The sequence below is a fragment of the Salinibacillus aidingensis genome (assembly GCF_039522525.1).
Classification (GTDB): domain Bacteria; phylum Bacillota; class Bacilli; order Bacillales; family Alkalibacillaceae; genus Salinibacillus; species Salinibacillus aidingensis.
Map to the genome: position 1 here is coordinate 68,988 of NZ_BAAADO010000007.1, position 20,366 is coordinate 89,353.

General features: G+C 40.7%; 30 protein-coding genes and 1 riboswitch. Of the genes, 19 read left to right on the plus strand and 11 right to left on the minus strand.

Features of this window, described 5'->3' with window-relative positions; all coding sequences use genetic code 11:
- Positions 1-52 precede the first annotated feature (52 nt).
- Together ABD006_RS15330 and ABD006_RS15335 are read right to left on the minus strand one after the other, a co-directional pair.
- On the minus strand, positions 53-775 hold the full coding sequence (locus ABD006_RS15330; protein WP_343842935.1) for a hypothetical protein: 723 nt from the start codon (positions 773-775) through the stop codon (positions 53-55).
- Positions 776-789: 14 nt separating this feature from the next.
- Positions 790-1,245, minus strand: a complete 456-nt coding sequence (locus tag ABD006_RS15335) for a LytTR family DNA-binding domain-containing protein (RefSeq protein ID WP_343842938.1) — start codon at positions 1,243-1,245, stop codon at positions 790-792.
- Between the two features lie 619 nt (positions 1,246-1,864).
- On the opposite strand from ABD006_RS15335, the gene ABD006_RS15340 reads away from it, so the two are divergent.
- On the plus strand, positions 1,865-2,788 hold the full coding sequence (locus ABD006_RS15340; protein ID WP_343842941.1) for a manganese-dependent inorganic pyrophosphatase: 924 nt from the start codon (positions 1,865-1,867) through the stop codon (positions 2,786-2,788).
- Positions 2,789-2,876: 88 nt separating this feature from the next.
- On the opposite strand, the gene ABD006_RS15345 is transcribed toward ABD006_RS15340, so the two are convergent.
- Entirely contained in the window at positions 2,877-3,656 is a 780-nt protein-coding gene (locus ABD006_RS15345) for a Cof-type HAD-IIB family hydrolase (RefSeq protein WP_343842944.1), read from the minus strand.
- A gap of 94 nt (positions 3,657-3,750) precedes the next feature.
- Between ABD006_RS15345 and ABD006_RS15350 the strand changes: the two genes are divergently transcribed.
- Positions 3,751-3,897 carry a lmo0937 family membrane protein gene (locus ABD006_RS15350; protein ID WP_343842946.1) on the plus strand — a complete coding sequence of 49 codons (147 nt, stop codon included), beginning with the start codon at positions 3,751-3,753 and terminating at the stop codon, positions 3,895-3,897.
- A gap of 6 nt (positions 3,898-3,903) precedes the next feature.
- On the opposite strand, the gene ABD006_RS15355 is transcribed toward ABD006_RS15350, so the two are convergent.
- Positions 3,904-4,356 (minus strand): YueI family protein, encoded by a 453-nt coding sequence (locus tag ABD006_RS15355; protein WP_343842948.1) that lies wholly within the window; start codon positions 4,354-4,356, stop codon positions 3,904-3,906.
- Between the two features lie 285 nt (positions 4,357-4,641).
- On the opposite strand from ABD006_RS15355, the gene ABD006_RS15360 reads away from it, so the two are divergent.
- The 6 genes from ABD006_RS15360 to ABD006_RS15385 all read left to right on the plus strand — a co-directional run bounded on the left by ABD006_RS15360 (position 4,642) and on the right by ABD006_RS15385 (position 9,177).
- Positions 4,642-4,992 carry a lmo0954 family membrane protein gene (locus ABD006_RS15360; RefSeq protein WP_343842951.1) on the plus strand — a complete coding sequence of 117 codons (351 nt, stop codon included), beginning with the start codon at positions 4,642-4,644 and terminating at the stop codon, positions 4,990-4,992.
- Between the two features lie 14 nt (positions 4,993-5,006).
- Positions 5,007-5,648, plus strand: coding sequence for a PspA/IM30 family protein (locus tag ABD006_RS15365; RefSeq protein ID WP_343842954.1), 642 nt, complete (start codon positions 5,007-5,009; stop codon positions 5,646-5,648).
- A gap of 126 nt (positions 5,649-5,774) precedes the next feature.
- Positions 5,775-6,512, plus strand: a complete 738-nt coding sequence (gene liaF, locus ABD006_RS15370; protein ID WP_343842957.1) for a cell wall-active antibiotics response protein LiaF — start codon at positions 5,775-5,777, stop codon at positions 6,510-6,512.
- Complete coding sequence (locus ABD006_RS15375) at positions 6,509-7,534, plus strand: sensor histidine kinase (RefSeq protein ID WP_343842960.1); 1,026 nt, start codon at positions 6,509-6,511, stop codon at positions 7,532-7,534. Before liaF ends, ABD006_RS15375 begins: the two co-directional genes overlap by 4 nt.
- Positions 7,535-7,594: 60 nt before the next feature.
- Positions 7,595-8,221: a response regulator transcription factor gene (locus ABD006_RS15380; protein ID WP_343842963.1), complete on the plus strand. Its 627-nt coding sequence runs from the start codon at positions 7,595-7,597 to the stop codon at positions 8,219-8,221.
- A gap of 152 nt (positions 8,222-8,373) precedes the next feature.
- Positions 8,374-9,177, plus strand: a complete 804-nt coding sequence (locus tag ABD006_RS15385) for a hypothetical protein (RefSeq protein ID WP_343842966.1) — start codon at positions 8,374-8,376, stop codon at positions 9,175-9,177.
- Between the two features lie 45 nt (positions 9,178-9,222).
- On the opposite strand, the gene ABD006_RS15390 is transcribed toward ABD006_RS15385, so the two are convergent.
- The 3 genes from ABD006_RS15390 to solA form a co-directional block, all read right to left on the minus strand.
- Positions 9,223-9,450: a hypothetical protein gene (locus ABD006_RS15390; RefSeq protein ID WP_343842969.1), complete on the minus strand. Its 228-nt coding sequence runs from the start codon at positions 9,448-9,450 to the stop codon at positions 9,223-9,225.
- A 2-nt stretch (positions 9,451-9,452) separates the two neighbouring features.
- Positions 9,453-9,776, minus strand: coding sequence for a YbjQ family protein (locus ABD006_RS15395; RefSeq protein ID WP_343842972.1), 324 nt, complete (start codon positions 9,774-9,776; stop codon positions 9,453-9,455).
- A gap of 93 nt (positions 9,777-9,869) precedes the next feature.
- Positions 9,870-11,000, minus strand: coding sequence for an N-methyl-L-tryptophan oxidase (gene solA, locus ABD006_RS15400; RefSeq protein WP_343842975.1), 1,131 nt, complete (start codon positions 10,998-11,000; stop codon positions 9,870-9,872).
- A gap of 106 nt (positions 11,001-11,106) precedes the next feature.
- Positions 11,107-11,252: riboswitch (FMN riboswitch) on the plus strand.
- Between the two features lie 192 nt (positions 11,253-11,444).
- Between solA and ribD the strand changes: the two genes are divergently transcribed.
- The 7 genes from ribD (at position 11,445) to ABD006_RS15435 (ending at position 16,362) form a co-directional block, all read left to right on the plus strand.
- On the plus strand, positions 11,445-12,545 hold the full coding sequence (gene ribD / locus ABD006_RS15405; protein WP_343842978.1) for a bifunctional diaminohydroxyphosphoribosylaminopyrimidine deaminase/5-amino-6-(5-phosphoribosylamino)uracil reductase RibD: 1,101 nt from the start codon (positions 11,445-11,447) through the stop codon (positions 12,543-12,545).
- A 4-nt stretch (positions 12,546-12,549) separates the two neighbouring features.
- Positions 12,550-13,143 (plus strand): riboflavin synthase, encoded by a 594-nt coding sequence (gene ribE, locus ABD006_RS15410; protein WP_343843165.1) that lies wholly within the window; start codon positions 12,550-12,552, stop codon positions 13,141-13,143.
- Between the two features lie 59 nt (positions 13,144-13,202).
- On the plus strand, positions 13,203-14,408 hold the full coding sequence (locus tag ABD006_RS15415) for a bifunctional 3,4-dihydroxy-2-butanone-4-phosphate synthase/GTP cyclohydrolase II (protein WP_343842981.1): 1,206 nt from the start codon (positions 13,203-13,205) through the stop codon (positions 14,406-14,408).
- A 25-nt stretch (positions 14,409-14,433) separates the two neighbouring features.
- Positions 14,434-14,904 (plus strand): 6,7-dimethyl-8-ribityllumazine synthase, encoded by a 471-nt coding sequence (ribH, locus tag ABD006_RS15420; RefSeq protein ID WP_343842984.1) that lies wholly within the window; start codon positions 14,434-14,436, stop codon positions 14,902-14,904.
- A gap of 10 nt (positions 14,905-14,914) precedes the next feature.
- A complete protein-coding gene (locus tag ABD006_RS15425) occupies positions 14,915-15,427 on the plus strand; it encodes a GNAT family N-acetyltransferase (RefSeq protein ID WP_343842987.1) in 513 nt (170 codons plus the stop codon).
- A gap of 83 nt (positions 15,428-15,510) precedes the next feature.
- Positions 15,511-15,993: a spore coat protein gene (locus ABD006_RS15430; protein WP_343843167.1), complete on the plus strand. Its 483-nt coding sequence runs from the start codon at positions 15,511-15,513 to the stop codon at positions 15,991-15,993.
- 159 nt (positions 15,994-16,152) lie between these two features.
- Positions 16,153-16,362 (plus strand): YozQ family protein, encoded by a 210-nt coding sequence (locus ABD006_RS15435; RefSeq protein ID WP_343842990.1) that lies wholly within the window; start codon positions 16,153-16,155, stop codon positions 16,360-16,362.
- Positions 16,363-16,476: 114 nt separating this feature from the next.
- Here the strand turns inward: ABD006_RS15435 and ABD006_RS15440 are convergent, their stop codons facing one another.
- Positions 16,477-16,599 carry a DUF4023 domain-containing protein gene (locus tag ABD006_RS15440; protein ID WP_343842993.1) on the minus strand — a complete coding sequence of 41 codons (123 nt, stop codon included), beginning with the start codon at positions 16,597-16,599 and terminating at the stop codon, positions 16,477-16,479.
- Between the two features lie 254 nt (positions 16,600-16,853).
- Between ABD006_RS15440 and ABD006_RS15445 the strand changes: the two genes are divergently transcribed.
- The 3 genes from ABD006_RS15445 to ABD006_RS15455 all read left to right on the plus strand — a co-directional run bounded on the left by ABD006_RS15445 (position 16,854) and on the right by ABD006_RS15455 (position 18,143).
- Positions 16,854-17,051: a cold shock domain-containing protein gene (locus ABD006_RS15445; protein WP_343842996.1), complete on the plus strand. Its 198-nt coding sequence runs from the start codon at positions 16,854-16,856 to the stop codon at positions 17,049-17,051.
- Between the two features lie 333 nt (positions 17,052-17,384).
- Entirely contained in the window at positions 17,385-17,591 is a 207-nt protein-coding gene (locus tag ABD006_RS15450) for a zinc ribbon domain-containing protein (protein WP_343842999.1), read from the plus strand.
- 99 nt (positions 17,592-17,690) lie between these two features.
- Positions 17,691-18,143, plus strand: coding sequence for a GNAT family N-acetyltransferase (locus ABD006_RS15455; RefSeq protein ID WP_343843003.1), 453 nt, complete (start codon positions 17,691-17,693; stop codon positions 18,141-18,143).
- A gap of 184 nt (positions 18,144-18,327) precedes the next feature.
- Here the strand turns inward: ABD006_RS15455 and ABD006_RS15460 are convergent, their stop codons facing one another.
- Positions 18,328-18,624, minus strand: coding sequence for a 4a-hydroxytetrahydrobiopterin dehydratase (locus ABD006_RS15460; protein WP_343843005.1), 297 nt, complete (start codon positions 18,622-18,624; stop codon positions 18,328-18,330).
- A 223-nt stretch (positions 18,625-18,847) separates the two neighbouring features.
- Positions 18,848-19,036, minus strand: a complete 189-nt coding sequence (locus ABD006_RS15465) for a DUF5370 family protein (RefSeq protein WP_343843007.1) — start codon at positions 19,034-19,036, stop codon at positions 18,848-18,850.
- Between the two features lie 75 nt (positions 19,037-19,111).
- On the opposite strand from ABD006_RS15465, the gene ABD006_RS15470 reads away from it, so the two are divergent.
- Complete coding sequence (locus ABD006_RS15470) at positions 19,112-19,342, plus strand: hypothetical protein (RefSeq protein ID WP_343843009.1); 231 nt, start codon at positions 19,112-19,114, stop codon at positions 19,340-19,342.
- Between the two features lie 105 nt (positions 19,343-19,447).
- Here the strand turns inward: ABD006_RS15470 and ABD006_RS18030 are convergent, their stop codons facing one another.
- Complete coding sequence (locus ABD006_RS18030) at positions 19,448-19,990, minus strand: 3D domain-containing protein (protein WP_425542237.1); 543 nt, start codon at positions 19,988-19,990, stop codon at positions 19,448-19,450.
- Positions 19,991-20,366: the final 376 nt, after the last annotated feature.

A 20,366-nucleotide genomic window follows, 5' to 3' on the forward strand; every position in this document is an offset into this window, starting at 1 on the left:
ATATATTGTAAATCTAATTCGTAAAAAAAGAAAATCACAGACGCCCAGTGAATTAATGGAAATGATGATTGATTTTTTCATATTCATCGTTAAGGTGTTCCCTGTTGATTAAGTAAATAAAACCCAGACTAAGTAAAGAGGCAATCACAGCCAGAAGAATCATCCATGTATGCGCAGTGCTGACTCTGTTCATAACAGCAAAATGACTGGCAAACCCCGTCATTAAGAGAGTGATTCCAATCGAAATAGACATTTTCATTTTTTTCGATGGATGGCTATTCTGTAATAAACCAGCCTCTGAAAACAGGGTAAAGCCTAAACGATAGCGATAAAAAAGAATGGATAGATGAAAAACGATAATGGCATATAGAAACTGCATGGTCATTAGCGATGTAAAGCTTGTCAATGTTGCTGATACCAGGTCACTATTGATAATTTCCAGCTGATTTAAAAGTGTATATACAGGGCTCTGGATTATTGATGCACTTAAATAACCAGCGATTGTAACCATAAATGACTCCCATAATTTGAGATGCACAAGAAGAAAGAAAAAGAGTATAGATACACTGTGGTTCACGATTTCCCCAAGGTAGAATGAGAGATTCCAGACATTATAAAACAATAAGGAAATCCCCGATATAACAAAACTAGTTAGCAAGAGCCGAAAATAGATGCTTCGAAAAGGGATACGAAAAAGGGTAATCGATAGCAGTAGTGTGGCAAATGCTTCAACAGCGCCAAATAAGAACTCTAAAATAAATAAAAAACTGATCATTTACTCGTCTCCTTTTAATCCTTTTCAGGTTTTTTAAACCAACGCTGTTTCGGCTCACCTTTTATCGTTGTAGTCCTTTGCAGGTCAAGATTATTCGCAATGGCTCTGTGGATAAGGGGAGAAAGAATTTTTTGTTTTATTTTTGCAATGGTCGTAAACGTTCTTTCTCCTTCCTGTTTCTGATCAAAGTAGACATTCCCAAGCTTCTCATCATATTCTTTTACATGGTTTAAATTAACGAGATTTGTACGATCCAGAGAAACAAAACCGTCCTGTTCATTAAGGACCTGGTGCATTTCACTTAATTTTGTGATCTGCAGGTAGCGTTTATCGCCAACATAGTATACGAGACGACGGTTTTCAGACTCTATATAGTCGACATCATTTAAATTAATCGTAACAAATTCTGACGTACTGTCGATTGTATCTTCTATAACAGTCATCCATTTACACGGTTGTTCAGCTGACAAATATTTCACTCCTTAGCACAATATGTAACTCCTGTCAATATAAATTCATGTACATCGATTTTTCTTTTATTACCTCTCATTCCTTTATATACTGAGAGAGGAGGATAACATCTCGTTTTTAACGAGGCTGACAAATAGGATGTTCATAAGCCATGGCAGACTTCATGAACGGTTTACTATTATATAAAAGAAATAGAGTAGCGTCTAGTTTCCGAGTGATTGATAGATATTAGAAAGTCTGTTGCCCTTATTGAACATCCATATCTGTCTTTTCATACCCTGCTGATAAAATTCCCCATAAGGATTCCTTCTGATTTCCTTCCTTAATGAATTACATAATTTCATCACGCATTAACTGGCTGTAATATCCCCCACTTCAAGTCTTAAGGGTAACCTAACAAGACTAAGTGGGGGATAAACGGCCAGTAAATTCCTGATAAGTTCAACTAACCACCAGAGGGGGGCCCCCCTCTGATGGAAGTTTCACTTTACAAATGTACTTTGCTGTTGATGTTCCTTGATTATTCACCGTGTTTATTTTATTGTAGATATGAAGTTTATATTGGAAATAGTTTAACTAGACTACATACTAAATTATATATGTAAAGGAGAATTTGTAATGGGCAAAGTACTCGTCTTTGGACACAAAAATCCGGATACAGATACGATTGGTTCAGCTATTGCTTATGCACACTTGAAATCAGAATTAGGTGCGGATGTTGAACCGGTACGTTTAGGTGAAGTAAATGGTGAAACTCAATATGCATTGGATCATTTTAATGTTGAAGCCCCAAGATATGTCGAAACCGTTGCTAATGAAACCGATCAGGTCATCTTGGTTGACCACAATGAGCGTCAGCAAAGTGTAAGCGATATTGATCAGGTGCAAATTAAAGAGGTTATTGACCACCATCGTATTGCGAACTTTGAAACCAGCGATCCATTATACTATCGCGCGGAGCCTGTAGGTTGTACGGCTACAATTCTTAACAAGCTTTATAAAGAAAATAATGTAGAGATTCCTAAGAACATTGCCGGATTAATGCTATCCTGCATTATCTCGGACTCTCTATTGTTTAAATCTCCTACATGTACGGAGGAAGATGTTCAGGCAGCTAAAGAGCTTGCAGAGATTGCCGGTACTGACGCTGAAAGCTATGGTCTTGAAATGCTTAAAGCAGGTGCAGATGTAAGTGATAAAACGGCTGAAGATTTAATCTCTCTTGATGCCAAAGAGTTTGAAATGGGTTCAGAAAAAGTGGAAATCGCCCAGGTCAATGTGGTAGACCCTAATGATGTATTGTCCCGTCAAAGCCAAATTGAAGAGGCTATTAATAAGACGATTGACGATAAAGGGTTAGGTTTATTCCTATTTGTCGTTACCGATATTCTAAATAACAATTCAGAGGCTGTTGCACTGGGAAGCCGTACAGATGCAGTAGAAAAAGCTTTTGATGTAACATTATCCGAAAACAAGGCAACACTTGAGGGAGTTGTATCCCGTAAAAAACAAATCGTTCCTTTCGTGAAAGAAGCGATGTAATAACAGAGATGCCTGTTTAGCAAAAAGGTTGTGAGCCATGACTTTGGCCCACAACCTTTTTTGAAATAGACTGGTACTTCCGTCTTTGTTACTTAATTAATTCAACCTTCTTAAGGCCATGCAAAATACCGTCCTCATCCACAGGCTTTGTTACTAGTTTTGCTGCTTCTTTAACTTCGGAAAGTCCATTCCCCATCGCAATGCTATTGGGTACAGCTTTAAGCATTTCAATATCATTTAAGCCATCCCCAAAGGCATAAACATTCTCGAGTGGAATTCCGAGATGCTGGATCATCTTTTGAATACCATTGGCTTTAGAACCCCCTCTGGGAATGATATCCATGGAAAATTCATGCCACCGTATAAATGTTAAGTCATCAAACGCTTCCTCGTAAGGTTTTTCTTCACCTGCCGTACAAAAGAGTAATGACTGATATAAATGACGGTCTTTAAAGAAGTCCGGGTCATATTCAGGGTGACTGAATTTTAAGCTTTTAAGGCTTTGATCCACATGGGGATGATATTCGATATTTGATTTCATCATAGATTCATTCATATAAACCAGTGGATGATCGTTTTCTACTGCCATTTTCGTAAGTTCTTCTATGCTTGTTTTATTAATAGGGTTTGTAAAAATAACCTCATCCTGAGAAACCGCATATTGGCCGTTATAACTTACGTATGTATCAATGCCTAACTCCTTCCGTAATGGCTCAAACATAAAGGGAGCCCGTCCTGTTGCAATGGCTGCAATATGCCCCTGTGCCTTTAAATCTGATACGGCCTGTTTCGCTGATTTCGGCAATTCCTTATCGTGGTCGAGTAATGTTCCGTCAATATCAAAAAATACGATGCTTTGTTTCGTCAAATTTCATCACCTGTTTCTTTTAGTCTGTATTTATTCTACAATAAAATCAGATTTTATCCTATGATGTTACGTTAAAGAAAGGTACGTGTTTCCTATGCTATGGAAAATTTTCATGCTCATTATCCTGGTGTGGATCATCGGACTGGTTTTAGACCTTTTAGGGAAGTTTATTCATCTTTTATTAATTGTCGCATTATTTGTTATCGTTTTTAAGCTTGGTCAGCGTTTCTCCAAAAAGTAAGCCTGCTTATTTTTTGGAGCCTGTGAACAAATATTTAAAAAAAGCAGCAAGCCTATTGGGTTTATCCTCCTGCTCCTGATTTGCCTGCTGTTCTTCTTCAACAGAAATATCCTCTTTCTCAATCGCATAATCTACCGCTAAAATTAATCCCAGATCGGTTTTTGCCTGTTTATTGGTGACAGATTTGTACGCAATGTTATATTTCCCCGCTAACTTTTTATACGGGTTAAAATAGGAGGATCTGACTTTTCCGTTAAGCAGAATTTCAGCATCAGGATAATCCTTCATCGCCGCTTCCAGTTGATCCATCCCTTTTTTCTTCATGACCTGTCCCTTGGTTAACACTAATATAACACGTTCCCTCAATGTTCCTAAAAATCGTCTTCTTTCATCAGGTTTTGTCTCCTTTTTTCCGTAGATTCCTTCTTCTATATATTCATCCATTTTTGATTTAGACATGGGATCTCTCTCCTCAGACAGAATTTGCCGTCGGGCCTAACCGGTCGCCTTCGCTTTTCTATGTCCAGCTGCGGCTCCCAGGCCCAAGCGGTCATAAGCAGAATACCCTCCATGGCCCAAAAGCGGCCACTACGGATATTCTGCTTATGCCGTCGGGCCTAACCAGTCGCCTTCGCTTTTCTTACTACTCCTTAAGTCTTAATTGAAAATATATCTGTAGTTCGTTATGTCCGGTTCTTTTTCTCGATATGATATAGACAAGCTATTGAAAGGAGGCGGGTGTAAATGAAAAAGTTTGTATTATTTAGTTTAGGGCTAATTGCTTTTCTTATATTACTGGCTAATATTGGTCCGATGATTTTATTAGCAGCCAGTGTATGGTTCCTGTATATCATATTTAAACAATTCATGAAAGCTGATTCCACTGCCGGTAAAATTGGCTGGGCCATTCTGGGGCTGTTTGTAGTGGGTATTGCCTTCTCTAATCTGTTTGCTGTTATAGGCCTTGCAGCAGGGTATGGACTGTATCTGATTTATAAAGAATGGAAAAGCAGCAGTCATCATCAGTCACAGCCTGAGTCCGATGACCCTTTTGTGAACTTTGAAAGGGAATGGGCCGAATTAAATAAATCATAAAGGAGAGATGTGCGATGGCAAATGTGTTTAAGCGATTATCGGAGAGTATTTCGGCGGATCTTCATCAGATGCTTGATGAAAAAGAAGAGAAAAATCCAATTGCAAAACTGAATCAGTATTTGCGCGAAAGTGAAAAGGAAACAGAAAATGTGCGTAAGCTGATTGAAAGACAGCATCGTTTGAAGGAAGAGTATACACGAGAATATTATCAGGCTGGAGACATGGCGGACAAGCGGAGACGTCAGGCAGAAATCGCGAAAAAAGCCGGTGAAATGGAAATGGAGCAGTTTGCCCTGCAGGAGCTTGCAGAATATGAGACTCGTGCTGAACGAATGAAGACCATGCGTGATGAAATGGACGAGAAGCTTACCATGCTTGAGCAAAAATACGAAGAAATGCAGCATCGGCTTAAAGACATGAAGTTAAAGCGTATGGAGCTGATGGGAAGGGAAAATGCAGCCCGGGCACAATATCGGATGAATCAGGTGCTTGATGAGTATCCGGAAAAATCCTTCTCCCGGTTTGATGAAATGGACCGCTACATTCAGCATCTTGAGCAGAAGGTGAATAGTGCCTATTATCGAAATACGTTTGACAGCAAAATCGCTCAATTAGAACGTGAACAGAATGAACAGGAAAAAAACTCTGCCAATTAAGCTGGATATGGTATGCTAATAACATAATTAGATAATCTTTTTATTGCTTCTTCTAACTATATAAAAAGGCGCAGAGCTTCTGTGTCTTTTTGTACATATCTGAATATACAAAAGGAGGGCTCACAGATGTTTCAACGGCTGCCGACAAATACGATAAACTGGATCATTTTAATTGTGATTGCTCTCTTTTTGTTCGAGATTCTCTTTTTTAACGGATGGTTAATTTTTTCTATTTTATTTTCTTCCTTTATGATATTTGTGGGCTGGAAAAACCTCTCTTATACATGGGGGAAAATCGTGTTCTTTTTCGGCTGTATCAGTCTTTTCTTCAATATTTTAAATACCATGGCTGTCCGTTTTTTAATCATAGCCGGTGTAGTCCTGTTTATTCTTCATTATCAGCGCTTAAAAAAGGAGCCTGAACAGATCACCCCTCAATTTACCAGGGATGATGCGGAGCAAAGGGCAGATGAGGAATCGTTAATAAAAGTGAAGCCTCTGTTAAACAATCGTTTATTTGATGATCAGGCAACCTCCCAGACCTCCTATAAATGGAGCGATATAAGTATTCATAGTGGCTTTGGGGACCGGATTATAGACTTAAGTCATACCGTTCTTCCTGAGCAGGCAGTCATATCTATACGTCATTTTATCGGAAATATTATTATTTACGTACCCTATGAAGTAGAAGTACAGCTAGTTCATAGTTCTATTTTTGGACGGGCATACATTTTAGGAGAGCATCATGAAAAGCTGATGAATGATACCCTGGCTTATAAAACCGAAAACTATGATAATCATATACCCCGGGTGAAGATGATCACCTCAATTGGATCCGGAGATATTGAGGTGAGGCGGATATGAAGTGGATACTTAAGCAGATGATGATTGGAATTGTCGCTGCGGTCAGTTTAACGGTACTTGTCCTGGCTCTTACCTTTATTTCATTTCCCCTGAATGACTGGAGGGGGCTATTTGATACTTACCTGTTCAATGATGTTCCCTATATCTGGTTAGTTTTGGCACTCTCCATCCTGGCAGGTGTCATAGGCGGCACGGCTTATGGGATATCTTCCAAACAGAATTTTCAATTTATCCAGAGAAGGCTGGATGAACTTCTCAAAGATCAGAAATTGACGATGGAAGACGACATCATGATGAAGGAAATTCAGCAGATTCAGGAGCAGATATTGGAGTTGGATAAGAAATTTAAGAAGCAGACAGAAACCTTTCAGCGGATGACAACCGAGCGGGCCCGGGAGCGGGAAAAGAGTTTGCAGGAGGTTGTTGTTCAGGAAAGGAACAGATTGGCAAGGGAGCTTCATGATTCCGTGAGTCAGCAGCTATTTGCTGCTTCCATGATGATGTCTGCAATGAAGGACAGCCATCCTCAACAGGACCCTGGTTTACGAAAGCAAATATCCTTAACTGAAAATATGATTCATCAGTCACAATTGGAGATGCGTGCATTATTGCTCCACTTAAGACCAGTAGCTCTGAAGGGAAAGTCTCTTCAGGAAGGGATTGAGGAGCTATTGGCGGAGCTGACGCAAAAAGTCCCAATGGAGATTGACTGGCATTTGGAGGACATGGAACTGGATAAAGGAATAGAGGATCAGTTATTCCGGATTTTACAGGAATCTGTCTCCAATACCCTCAGACATTCGAAAGCGGGTAAGCTGGAAGTGTTATTAATAGAAAGAGACGAAAACGTCATTATGCGAGTTTTGGATGATGGCATTGGCTTTAATGTAGAAGAAGCTAAAACCAGCTCCTACGGGTTACAGAATATGCAGGAAAGAGCCCTTGAAGTAGGAGGGAATTTAAAAATCGTGAGTATCGTGGGGGAGGGCACCAGGTTAGAGGTGAAGGTACCCCATTTATAAAACTTTAATATAGAATGACGAAGAGGTATTTTCTGCTGCGGAAGAAAGGTGGTGGCTCATATGATAAGTGTCCTTTTTGCAGATGATCATGAAATGGTTCGTATTGGAGTGTCCTCCTATCTGGCTTCGCAAAAGGATATTGATGTAATAGCAGAAGCCGGTGATGGTGAGGAAGCCGTCAAACTGGCTCTTGAATACAAACCAGATATTATTCTTATGGATCTGGTGATGGATAAAATGGACGGTATTGAAGCAACGAAACAAATTAAGGAAGCATGGCCACAGGCGAAAATTATTATAGTGACAAGCTTTTTGGATGATGATAAGGTTTATCCCGCCCTGGAAGCAGGGGCAACCAGCTACATGCTGAAAACATCCAAGGCGGGTGAAATAGCAGATGCCATCCGGGCGACCTATGAGGGGCAATCCATTCTGGAACCGGAAGTAACTGGAAAAATCATGTCCAAAATGCAGAATACAACTGGGGAACCGCATCTTCAATTAACAGGGCGTGAAAAAGAAGTCCTCTCCCTTATGGCGGAAGGGAAAACAAATCAGGAGATTGCAGATGAGCTGTTTATTGCCATGAAGACGGTGAAGGTTCATGTGAGTAATATTTTAGGTAAACTGGAAGTGCAGGATCGAACGCAGGCGGTAATTTATGCGTTCAAAAATAACCTTGTTTAGCTTTGAGCGGACGAAATATGTAGATATGAGCCGGACTCTGTTTAGCAAAAGCTGACGTTGCAAAACAGAGTCTGTTGTTTTATGATGAATATGCGATTTGAGAACGGTTATACGATTATTCGTACGCATGACATCAAGTGAGGAGTATACCTATGAATTATCAACAATGGCAGGAAGTCATGAAGAGGGATTTTTTTATCACTGATGAAGATCAGGAAGCTGTGATTTATTCCAGACCTTTGTCGGAACTATTGATAAAAGAAAATATGCAGGAACTGATTGATTTATATTCCCCCAACTTTAAAGCCTTACATCCCGCAGCTACAGCGGCAGCGCTGGCAAGGTGGTTTGCAAGCCTCCCGCTGGCTGTTCAGTACACATCATCGATCATGAATGAAACGGTAGATTTATCTCCTCAAAATGTTACCGTCCGCCTTTATTCCGTTCAAGGAACCTATCGTTTTTCTTTTAAGCTGGATCGATGGGCAACCTTTCCTTTCCATCATGATCAGCCAAGAGAGGAATGGCTGTATCAGCGACTTGCTGCTTTTTATAGGGAGACGATGCAGCCATTATTCGAAACCCTGGCCGAATCGGTGCAAATGAACGCCGGCCAATTATGGGGCCAGCTGCCGAGAAAGTTTGATATTTATTTAGATCAATGGAAGCACAGGGCAGGTGACGAATTACATGAGCAGATTGATCAGGATTACCGGTTCCTGGCTGAGAAGATTGAACCAGATGTTTTTGGCCGTAAACGAAATCCTTTTCGGGTAAAACAGCGATTCATTGATAGTTTAGATGATAAAAATAAACAGGTTCCAGTCGAGTGTACTTGTTGTTTGAATTATTTGCGTGAAGGTGAGAAGTTTTGCTTTACCTGTCCTCGTTTAACAGAAAAGGATCGGGAGGAAATGCGTAAAAACAGGGAAGAAGAAATCAGGGCAAATGGTTAAAAGACAAGAATCTCTCACTTCAACAAGTGTCAGATTCTTGTCTTTTTAATGCTCAACGTAAATTCGCTTTCCTGTGTGGCGATTATAGTAAACGTAGATCGTCTTTTTTGTTTTCGTGTCTATAAACGTTTCGGACGTTTTTTCAAATCCTTCAGGTACTTCGTTAGGCTGTAAAAACGCTTTGCGACTGTTTTTATCCGTTTGATGAGTAATGACTAAAATGACAATGAGCAGAAGGATTTGAAAAACAAAATATCCTATGACAAATTTCATCATTATTCCTTTTTCTCCAACCTTACCGCGGTACCATAGGCGACGATTTCACTCATGTTGTTGCTGATGCTGCCGGAATCAAATCGGAACATAATGATACCATCTGCACCCATTTGCTGTGCGTTTTCTGTCATCCGATCCAAGGCTTCTTTTCTTGCATCCTCAAGCATCTCCACATATTGGCGGACTTCACCGCCGAATAACCCTTTAATCGAAGCAGTGATGTCCTTTCCGACACCGCGGGCTCTTACCGTAAGTCCAAAGGTGGGGCCTAATACTTCGGTCACTTCATATCCAGGAACCTTTTCACCTGTCATAATAATCATGTTTGCAACACCTCGCATCATATTCTTCATTTTATTATTGAATAGTTGCTAATGCCCTATACGATAAACGTCCGGTATAGGTTTCATATCTTTTTATTTTAAGAATCTCTTTATACTGAATGGAGCAAGGTCAAAATCAACGTTTTCATTCATAGCCATTTTACTCAAAATTTCTCCAACCACACTGCTGAATTTATAGCCATGCCCGGAAAATCCACACGCAATTGTGACATTCGGATGCTGGGGCAGCTGATCAATAATAAAGTCCCCATCAGGAGTCATGGTATATACACAGGTTTTTCCGGTGTTTTGACTCTGAACATGCGGAAAATAGGCCTCTAATATATCTGAAACGTCCCCGATATCTTCTCTGTAATATCCATAAGGTTTTAGGGGACGACCCATTTGAAACTCCCGTCCACCGTCGTGTCTTCCAATTTTAACTCCGGACTCGTGAATGCTTGGAAATCCATAATAGGTACCCTGGCTAATAGCAAAGGTGAATGCTGGGAATTCTGCTGCATTATAAATTTGGTCATCGGCATCGAACCAGGAAAAGGTTTTACGTAAGGTGGTTAAAGGTAAAGATACATTCAGCTTTTCGCCTGTCTTTTTTGCCCATGCTCCAGTGGTCGCAATAAGATGGTCTGCTTCAAAGCTTTCGTTTTCTGTATACACGGTTGCTGAATCTTTATGTATGTCAATATCCACAACTTCGCTATTCACTTTTATCGTAGCCCCGAAGGATTCGGCCAGGGAACGATACGTTTGTATAATCCTTTCACTAAAAAGGACTCCTGAGGTGGTCTCTAAGCAGCCTATGTAATGATCGGGTAATGACAGCCCTTCCCACTTTTGGGAAATTTCTTTTGCAGACAGGGTTTGCAGTGGGAGGTGATAGGTTTCTGAACTTGATTGTACCTCACGAATAAAGGAAGAATCCTTTTCTCCTATATTTAAGACACCTGTTTGCAGAAATAAATCCTCCCCTGATTCCTTTTCCAATTCATACCAAAGCTCCTGGGCGCGGAGAGCTAATGGAACATAGTGTTCACCTTCCCCATAGGCATGACGTATGAGTCGGGTTTCCCCATGATGGGACCCGTCCTGATGCGGGGGATTATGAGAGTCGATAAGCAGAACCTTTTTCCCTTGTCTTGCCAAATAATATCCTGCAGCCATGCCCATGGATCCTGCCCCAACAATGATTGTATGAAAATGCATTTTTGACATCCTTTCAAATAGATCTGATTCTTATATTTTAAGTGGTGTAAACAAATTTTTGTACTTATAAATTTTTTAGTGTTACAATTATACAAAATTAAATAAAAAATTCCTTCGGGGTCGGGTGCAATTCCCTACCGACGGTGATGGAGCCGAAACTCCTCAGTCCGTGACCCGTGAGATGAAAATCGAGCGGTGGACCTGGTGAAAATCCGGGACCGACAGTGAAAGTCTGGATGGGAGAAGGAATGGAAGATCATACGGCAGTGATTCAGGTTATATGCATGGAAAATGGCTATTTTTCGGATTCCTCCTGATTCATTTGTTTTTTGCTATGCTGTCGTAAAATTTTTAATCATACACACCTTCTCCCTTCTGATTTTGAATCAGAAGGGTTTTTTAATGAGATGACCAAATCTTAAACATACGAAAGCAGGGACTGTTATGAATGATCAGTACTATATGAAATTCGCCTTATCCTTAGCCAGATCCGTATCGGGCCAGACCAGTCCCAATCCACCTGTTGGAGCGGTAGTGGTGAAGAATGGGCAGATCATCGGCTTTGGTGCCCATTTAAAAGCTGGTGAGCCCCATGCAGAGGTTCATGCGTTACAGATGGCTGGGGACAAAGCAAAGCATGCGACCATTTATGTAACGCTTGAGCCATGCAGTCATCACGGAAAGACCCCACCCTGTGCAGACTTAATCCTGCAAAAAGGTCTGTCACGTGTTGTTGTGGCAACGGTTGATCCAAATGAAAAGGTTGCAGGTCAGGGGATTAAACGACTGCGAGAATCGGGGGTTCAGGTTGATGTGGGGATATTAAAAGAGGAAGCTGACAGCATTAATAAAGCATTTTTTTATTATATTCAGCATCATAAGCCCTTTGTCACACTGAAGTCAGCTACAAGCCTGGATGGAAAGCTTGCCACTGTCTCCGGAGAAAGCCAATGGATCACAGGAGAGGAAGCCCGACAGGATGCCCATCTGTATCGGCATACCCATGATGCTATTCTGGTTGGTGTCAACACAGTATTAAAAGATAATCCAACTCTCACAGCCCGGCTGCCCCTTGGCGGTAAAAATCCGGTACGAGTGGTGCTGGATACCCATTTAAGAACGCCTCTTCAATCAAATATTATAACAAAGAAAGATGCCGAGACGTTGATCATAACGGGATCGGAAGCCCGACAGGATACCATTGCAGGCTATGAACAATTTGCCCATGTGGAAGTGATCCAGCTTGATCAGCCTGAAATCACTATTCCCAGAGTGCTGGAGGAATTAGGGAAGCGAAAAATTATGACCCTGTTTGTAGAGGGTGGAGCAGAAGTGAATGGCAGCTTTCTGAAGGAGAAGGCTGTTCAGCAGGTCATTACTTATATTGCCCCAACGATTATTGGTGGAAGGGGAGCGCCAACATCCATCGGAGGAGATGGCATCGAAAGTCTCTCAGACAGTCTGGACTTATCCATTACCTCCTTTGAAAGAATTGGCAAGGACCTCAAAATTGTGGCAGAAGCTAAAAATCATGATGAAGGGTGAAAATATGTTTACAGGAATTATTGAAGAGTTAGGCACCATAAAGGATATCCAGAAGGGTAAACAGGAAATTGAAATGACCATCGAAGCGAATGAAATTTTATCAGATATTAAGGTAGGAGACAGTATTTCGGTTAATGGTGTCTGTTTAACCGTGACAGGCTATTCAGATGACGATTTTCAGGTTGATATCATGCCGGAAACGGTGAAGGCGACCTCTTTACGAATGCTGGATAAAGGCTCACAGGTTAATTTAGAGCGTTCCATGCCAGCAAATGGCCGGTTTGGCGGACACTTTGTTTCAGGACATGTTGATGGTACAGGTACGATTATTGAGAAGAAACCGGTGGCGAATGCGATTTACTATCAGATTGAGCTTCCGGACGAATTGGAGAAGCTGATGATGCTAAAGGGTTCAGTTGCGGTTGATGGAACGAGTCTGACAGTCTTTGGAACAGAAAATAACGTTTTAACCATTTCCTTAATTCCTCATACAGCCGAAAATACAGTTTTAGGACAGAAGGATGAGGGAGATATCGTGAACATCGAGTGTGACATGTTGGCGAAGTACGTGGCTAATATGATTTCCGATAAGGACTGACCTTCCGGGCAGAAACATTTTAGATCAGCTTTTATAAAAGACGAAAAGGAAGTGACAGCATGTTTGATAAAGTAGAGGAAGCAATCGAGGATTTAAAGGCAGGTAAGGTCGTTATTGTAGCCGATGATGAAGATCGTGAGAATGAGGGAGATTTTGTTGCTCTTTCAGAAAAAGTAACCGCAGAAACCATCAATTTTATGATCACACATGGCCGTGGGCTTGTATGCACATCCATTACTGAAGATTTATCCAATCGTCTGGAACTGCATTCAATGGTTAATCAGAGTACAGATCCTTATGGCACAGCCTTTACAGTAAGTATTGACCATCGGGATACAACGACAGGGATTAGTGCTGCCGAACGGGCGCTGACCATCCAGCAATTATTGTATCCTGATTCGAAGCCTGCTGATTTTAAAAGACCTGGACACGTGTTTCCGATTGTAGCAAAAAACGGTGGCGTATTGAGACGAGCGGGGCATACGGAAGCTGCGGTTGATTTAGCTAAACTGAGCGGTGCCTTTCCATCAGGGGTGATTTGCGAAATCATTAAAGATGATGGAACCATGGCCAGAGTACCAGATTTACGCAAAATAGCTGATCAGTTTGGTCTTAAGTTTATTACGATTAAGGATCTGATTGAATATCGGAACCAGAAGGAAAAGCTGATTCAGAAGGAAGTTGAAGTCAATCTTCCTACCGAATTTGGGGATTTTAAAGCTGTTGCATATACCAATGCAGTGGATGATCGTGAACATATCGCCCTTATAAAAGGGGAGATTGATCCGGAGAAACCGACATTGGTCAGAGTCCATTCCGAATGTCTGACGGGTGATGTATTCGGTTCCTATCGCTGTGATTGCGGACCTCAGCTGCATACAGCCCTTGCACAGATTGAGGAAGCAGGAAATGGTATTTTGCTTTATATGAGGCAGGAGGGCCGAGGGATTGGATTAATCAATAAGCTTCGTGCCTATAAGCTGCAGGAGGAAGGCTATGACACAGTAGAAGCCAATGAAAAATTAGGATTTGCTCCTGATCTTAGGGATTATGGAATTGGTGCACAGATATTAAGGGACTTAGGTCTTAGAAAAATGCGTCTATTAACGAATAATCCGAAAAAAATTAAAGGACTTAAAGGGTATGGTTTAGAAGTAGTTGAGCGTGAACCTATTCAGATGCCTGCCCGTAAAGAAAATGAACGTTACCTGAAAACGAAGCATACAAAGCTGGGACATTTATTGGAGTTTCATACTCATTCATGATCGATAAAACAAGGAGGAAGCAATCATGGGACAAATTTTTGAAGGAAGCCTAGTAGGCACTAATTTAAAAGTAGGAATCGTCGTTGGTCGTTTTAATGAATTTATCACAAAAAAATTATTGGAGGGCGCAGTGGGTACCCTGCAACGTCATGGAGTTTCAGAGGAGCATATTGATACCGCCTGGGTTCCGGGAGCTTTCGAAATTCCGTTAATCTCGCAGAAAATGGCGGAATCTGGAAAGTACGATGCTGTGATTGCGCTTGGAACAGTTATCAGGGGCTCTACTCCCCATTTTGACTACGTTTGTAACGAAGCCGCGAAAGGCGTATCAAATGCTGCGTTAAAAACCGGCAAACCGGTCATTTTTGGTGTTATTACAACAGATACCATTGAGCAGGCAATTGAACGTGCAGGAACAAAGGCAGGGAATAAAGGCTCTGAAGCGGCTGCTGCTGCAGTGGAAATGGCTCAGTTAGTAAAAGATATGGAACAGTGAGGAATACAAAATGACAAATACCGTTGTAACCATTTTACATGAAGGGGATGCAGAGCAGTACTGGAATTTAAGGATAGAGGCCTTAAAGGAAGCGCCGGATGCCTTTCTTACCACCTATGAAGAAGCTGTTCAGCGGGAGAATCCGGTTGACCAGACTGCCGAACGATTATCAGACGAAAATAATATAACTTTTGGAGCCTTTACGGATGAAGGTTTAGTCGGTGTGACAACCTTACAATTCTCGGATAAAAGGAAGGAAAAACATAAAGCTTTTCTCTTAGCCATGTATGTGAAGCCGCAATATCAGAATCGGGGTATTGCGAAACAGCTGATTTTCAAAGCTATTCAGACGGCTCGGAGGCAGGGAGAAGTGGAACAGATTCATTTATCGGTGGTTTCCACCAACAACGCTGCTATTCACTTATACGAATCCATTGGTTTTAAAATGTATGCCACAGAGCCCAGAGCGATTAAAACGGACAAGGGATACTTAGATGAACATTTAATGGTCTTATCTTTATAAATTGTCTCGCTGGTGTAAAGTGCCAGTAGGGGAATGTCATGCATAGAGTAGTAATGAAACATTTTCCAAAGGAGCTGAAAGCATTGGAGCATCATAATACTCTTGCGTGGCATGAAGCGCTTGAACTGCATGAACTTGTCGCCTTCAAATCAATTGGTGTCATGAAAATGAAAATGGCCCTGCCGAATATCACGGACCAGACTTTAAAAGGTCTGTATGAACGCAGTATTCAGGAAAATCAGTCGGATCTGCAGGAATTAATGGAATTTTACCGTCACGTTCCATCCCCTGACGGCCGGAATGAAGAGGAACGAATACATGATACTTTTTTTGAAGGTGATTTACTCGCTTTTACGAAGGCAGGGGTTCGGAATTATGCCATTGCGATAACAGAAACCGCAACCCCAGCGTTAAAGGAAGTCCTGACAAAGCAATTAAATCAATGCATAAGACTGCATGATATGGTTTATCGCTATATGTTTAAACAGGGTCATTACCCATCGTATAATTTAAACAAATTATTTTCGAATGATTTAAAACTGGCACAAAAAGCGTTATCCATGTAAAGAAAAAGGGCTATCACTGAAAACAGGATAGCCCTTTTTGATATTCAGGCTGGCTGTACCTGGATCTGTCTGATCACCCTCAACCATTTCCTTTATTTCCGGCATAAATTTCATCCTTATATCAAAGGATAATGGATGAATCTATATGGGAGGTGCCGTATGAGTCAAAAAAATAATCGCAAATCAGAAAAGACGGTAGCAAATAAGTATTACGAGCCTGAGGACTACGAAAAACAGGATCAACTGTCTGCAGGAATCGCCGAGACCCATGAACAGGCAAGCGATACATTAACAGAAGGTACGATTGATGGAAAAATTGAACGTGAAAATGGTGAAAGTGAGGATATACCCCGAAAGGGATATGAATAATAACAACTTTCGTGGCTGTTCCTGTGTGGGGCAGTCATTTTTATTCTTTAAGAGGGGGATGAAGGACAGTTTCTTTGAATTATGGCACTCCAGTGTCCTTCATCCGCTTTTCTGTTATTTTTTATTTTTGTTTGGGAGTTTGTTGGAGGGGGCGTTTTTTCCCTGACGTCTGCGATTGCGTTGATCTTTTCTCTGTTTGTCATGGATTCTTTCAATAAAATCCTGGGTACTGTCCATAGATGGTGAACCTCCTTATGATGGATTCTTTTTGTTACTATGTCCGATTGGGATAGAAAAATGTAGGCATAGGATGATTAAATCATGGAAATTATACATTACGGTTGCATTTCCGGAGAAAAAGCGTTATATTTAAATAAGCAAAATGAAATTGAAGATCGAATATTTACTTGATGACCTCTTTATAAAAGTAGGTAAAGTAAGTTGCGGTTCATTTCTTTTGTAACATTATTTTTATAAGGAGGTCATTTTAAATGACTGGTACAGTAAAATGGTTTAACTCAGAAAAAGGCTTTGGTTTTATCGAGCGTGAAGGTGGAGACGATGTATTCGTACACTTCTCAGCTATCCAGGAAGATGGATTCAAAACACTTGAAGATGGACAAAGTGTTGAATTCGAAATCGTTGAAGGCGACCGTGGCCCACAAGCTGCGAACGTTGTTAAGCTATAAGCTGAAATATCAGGCACATTCCGTGTTATGCGGAATGTGCTTTTTTAATCGTCCAGGAAATTATAAAATTTCAGATTTGTGGATAAAAAATCATGAGAGGCCACGTTCGGCTCCAGCGCCCAGCGACTAGCGAGACTTCCTTCACCTCCGTACGATAAGTCAACATCGACTCTCTCCGTTCGCCGTGTTTCCTTTATCTCCTCCGGCTCAGTCCAGTCCGTACGTCGCTGATGGGCATTTCTTGTTCGAAATACTTGTAAAGAAGAGGATTTTGTTACAGGATAAAGAATATAAATTTTATGAAGAAGTTTAAATATTAAAGGAGGTTTTCATATGTCTGAACAAAAAGGATGTATTAAATGTGGCAGTACGGATGCAGGGAAGAAGGATGTGTCCATGACGGGTACAGGTCTTTCAAAAATGTTCGACGTACAGAACAATCGTTTTACTGTTGTATATTGTAATAACTGTGGATATTCAGAGTTTTACAATCAGGAGGCATCGAAGGCCAGTAACGTGTTTGACTTCTTTTTTGGTTAAACAAACGATTGATTGAAAAATGCGACACCAGCATTTCAACGGTCAAAAGAGCGGATAACTTTTGATTGGAACAAAGAACGCTAAAAAGAAGGTATAGATATGCAGTGGATACATAAGAATTTTGATCAATTAGCAGTAAGTGAACTTTACACATTACTGAGGGAAAGAGTTAATGTATTTGTCGTTGAACAGAATTGCCCCTATCCGGAAATAGACAATTATGATCAGCATTCCACGCACTTGTATTTAGAACATGACGGAGAGATCGTTGCCTATTGCCGTCTGCTTCCCCATCATACCATTTATCGGGAAGCTTCCATTGGCCGTATTCTTGTCACACAAAAGTTCAGGAAACAGGGCTATGCTAAAAAGTTAATGGATAAAGCATTAAGTATTATGAAAGAGGAATGGGGAGAGACCGAAATTAAACTGCATGCTCAATCACATCTGCAAAACTTTTACGGTCAGTATGGATTTGAAACCGTGACGGATGAATACATGGATGACGGAATTTTGCATGTAGATATGATATTACACACTAAAAAGAAGTAAGTCGGGTGCACCCATGACTTACTTCTTTTTGGTTGTCTAGGAAATTATAAGATTACGGATTTGTGGCTAAAAAATCATGAGAGGCCACGTCCGGCTCCAGCGCCCAGCGACTAGAAAGACTCTTATGACCGCTTGGCCTGGGAGCCGCAGCTGGACAAACGGGCGCTTTCGCCTTTGTTCACTTCTATTCTGTTACTTGTAAAAAAATAGAATCATATTTTTGGATAAGTTCCATATCTAAATCTGTAATTCCTTTTGCCCGCCATGAAGTAAGCTTGACCGTAACCACCTTGTACTCAACAGAAATAAAGGGGTGATGATCTACTTCTTCTGATAGTTCGGCAATTTCATTTACGAACTGAATGCCTGTTAGAAACTCCGTAAAACGGTATCGCTTCGTAAGCCAACGTCCATCCTCAACGTTCCAGTCTGAAAGATAATCCAGTTGTTTTTCAATTTCCTCCGCTGGTAAACGCTCCATTTGATAACCCCTTCCGTATCTAGATACACAGTAACATTATAAGGGGAAAGAGGCCTCTTAGTAAAACACATTTTTTCAAATAAATAGGTGAACGTTCGACAAATGTTTTATTTTCATGAGAACGTAAAGTGATGTTCGCATATTTTAAAATATCCTTTCTAAATTTCCATTTATATAAAAGTATACCATGATCAGAAATTAGAAAGGATATCTTCCTGCAGATTTAATGCTGATTTTCAATATAATGATTAATAAGCTCTTCAATTTGCTGCTCATCAGGTTTTTGTCCACTAAAAGAGAAGGTTAATTCTTCTATAAAGTCTCCTTCCCTATAAACATGAATGGAACCCTTTTGAAGACTGACGGCATATTCCACATCAAACTGATAATCACCCTGCTCAATTGCACCCATTAGATAACCCTCCAATAATGGTTTGTACATACTTTTCCCTGTTGAAGCTTATTCTATTTAACAGGAGGTGTGAAAATGCAGGAACGTGACAGACGTACTTATACAGGTGAGCCATCCGCCCATTTGGATGGGGAAAGAGAGGGGGTATATAAAGACTCGGCAGGTGTACAGGCAGGTGTGTCCATGGATGGTGATCCGAAGAAGGAAGTCAATCAGAATCCGGAAGATGCCATGATTAAAAGTGATCCTGAGATGCTGAAGCTTAATAAAGCTTTAAAGGGCAGAGATCAGACCGGGGAAAACTGATAGGACTTCCCTGTATATTTTCCACAGACTTGTCAATTACAGATAGGAGCATTTTGGGATATAAAAAACTCATCGCTCCTTAAAATGAGCGATGAGTATGCCTGATCAGGAGCTTAAGATTGTCACTTCTACATTCTTTACTCCCCACGTATTGGCTTTTGCCTCTGAAGGGATAAACACATCAATTCGCTTCCCTTGAATAGCACTTCCGATGTCTCCGGCAACAGCTTCCCCATAGCCTTCCACATAAAGTTTGGAACCGAGTGGGATAACATCAGGGTCTACGGCTACCACCTTTCTATCGGGGTTTTCCAGCAGGTTTATTCCTGTTCTTGTAATACCACTGCAACCATCACAATGGGCTGTATAGGCTGTAGCTTTCACCGTCAATGTTCGTTTTTCTTTCTCCTTTAAAAAGTCTTGTCCAGTTAAGGATAATTCTGTTGTAAACTGGCTGTACTTCAACAGACTATTTATAGACCCTCCGATTTGAAAAGCAATTTCACTGGTTGGCTCTTCCTTTGCGACTTCGATCATTTTCTCTTGATTATTAATTTCTTTATTTTTCTCTGTCTGAGCAAAAGTAAAGTGTCCTAATGAAAATATACATAAGATAAATACTAAAATTAGTGCTGATAGTTTTTTCATGAGATAACCTCCAATCACCGCGCCATTATAACAGTCATGTATTTCAGTGCAATAACAACGACTTAACAAAAACGATACATTTTCAATACAAAACGTAAATATCTGTAATGGACATCGGATAATGGTCCTTTTTTCTCTTGAGTAAAAAGTTTCAGGAGAGGACAATGGAGGACAGAAAGGCGATAGTATTGTGCAAAAGCATTTATTTGAAAGAGGAATTTGGAGAATCTTAGCGAATAAGCTATTAGAGTGTGCAATTTTTTTAGTGAAACCCCGGATGGCGTTTAAGACATTATTCTCTAATAGGTTTTTTGAACAAAAAAAAACCTGGTTTACACCAGGTGAAAAGTTAAACGTCATATGTTCAGTTTGAAGC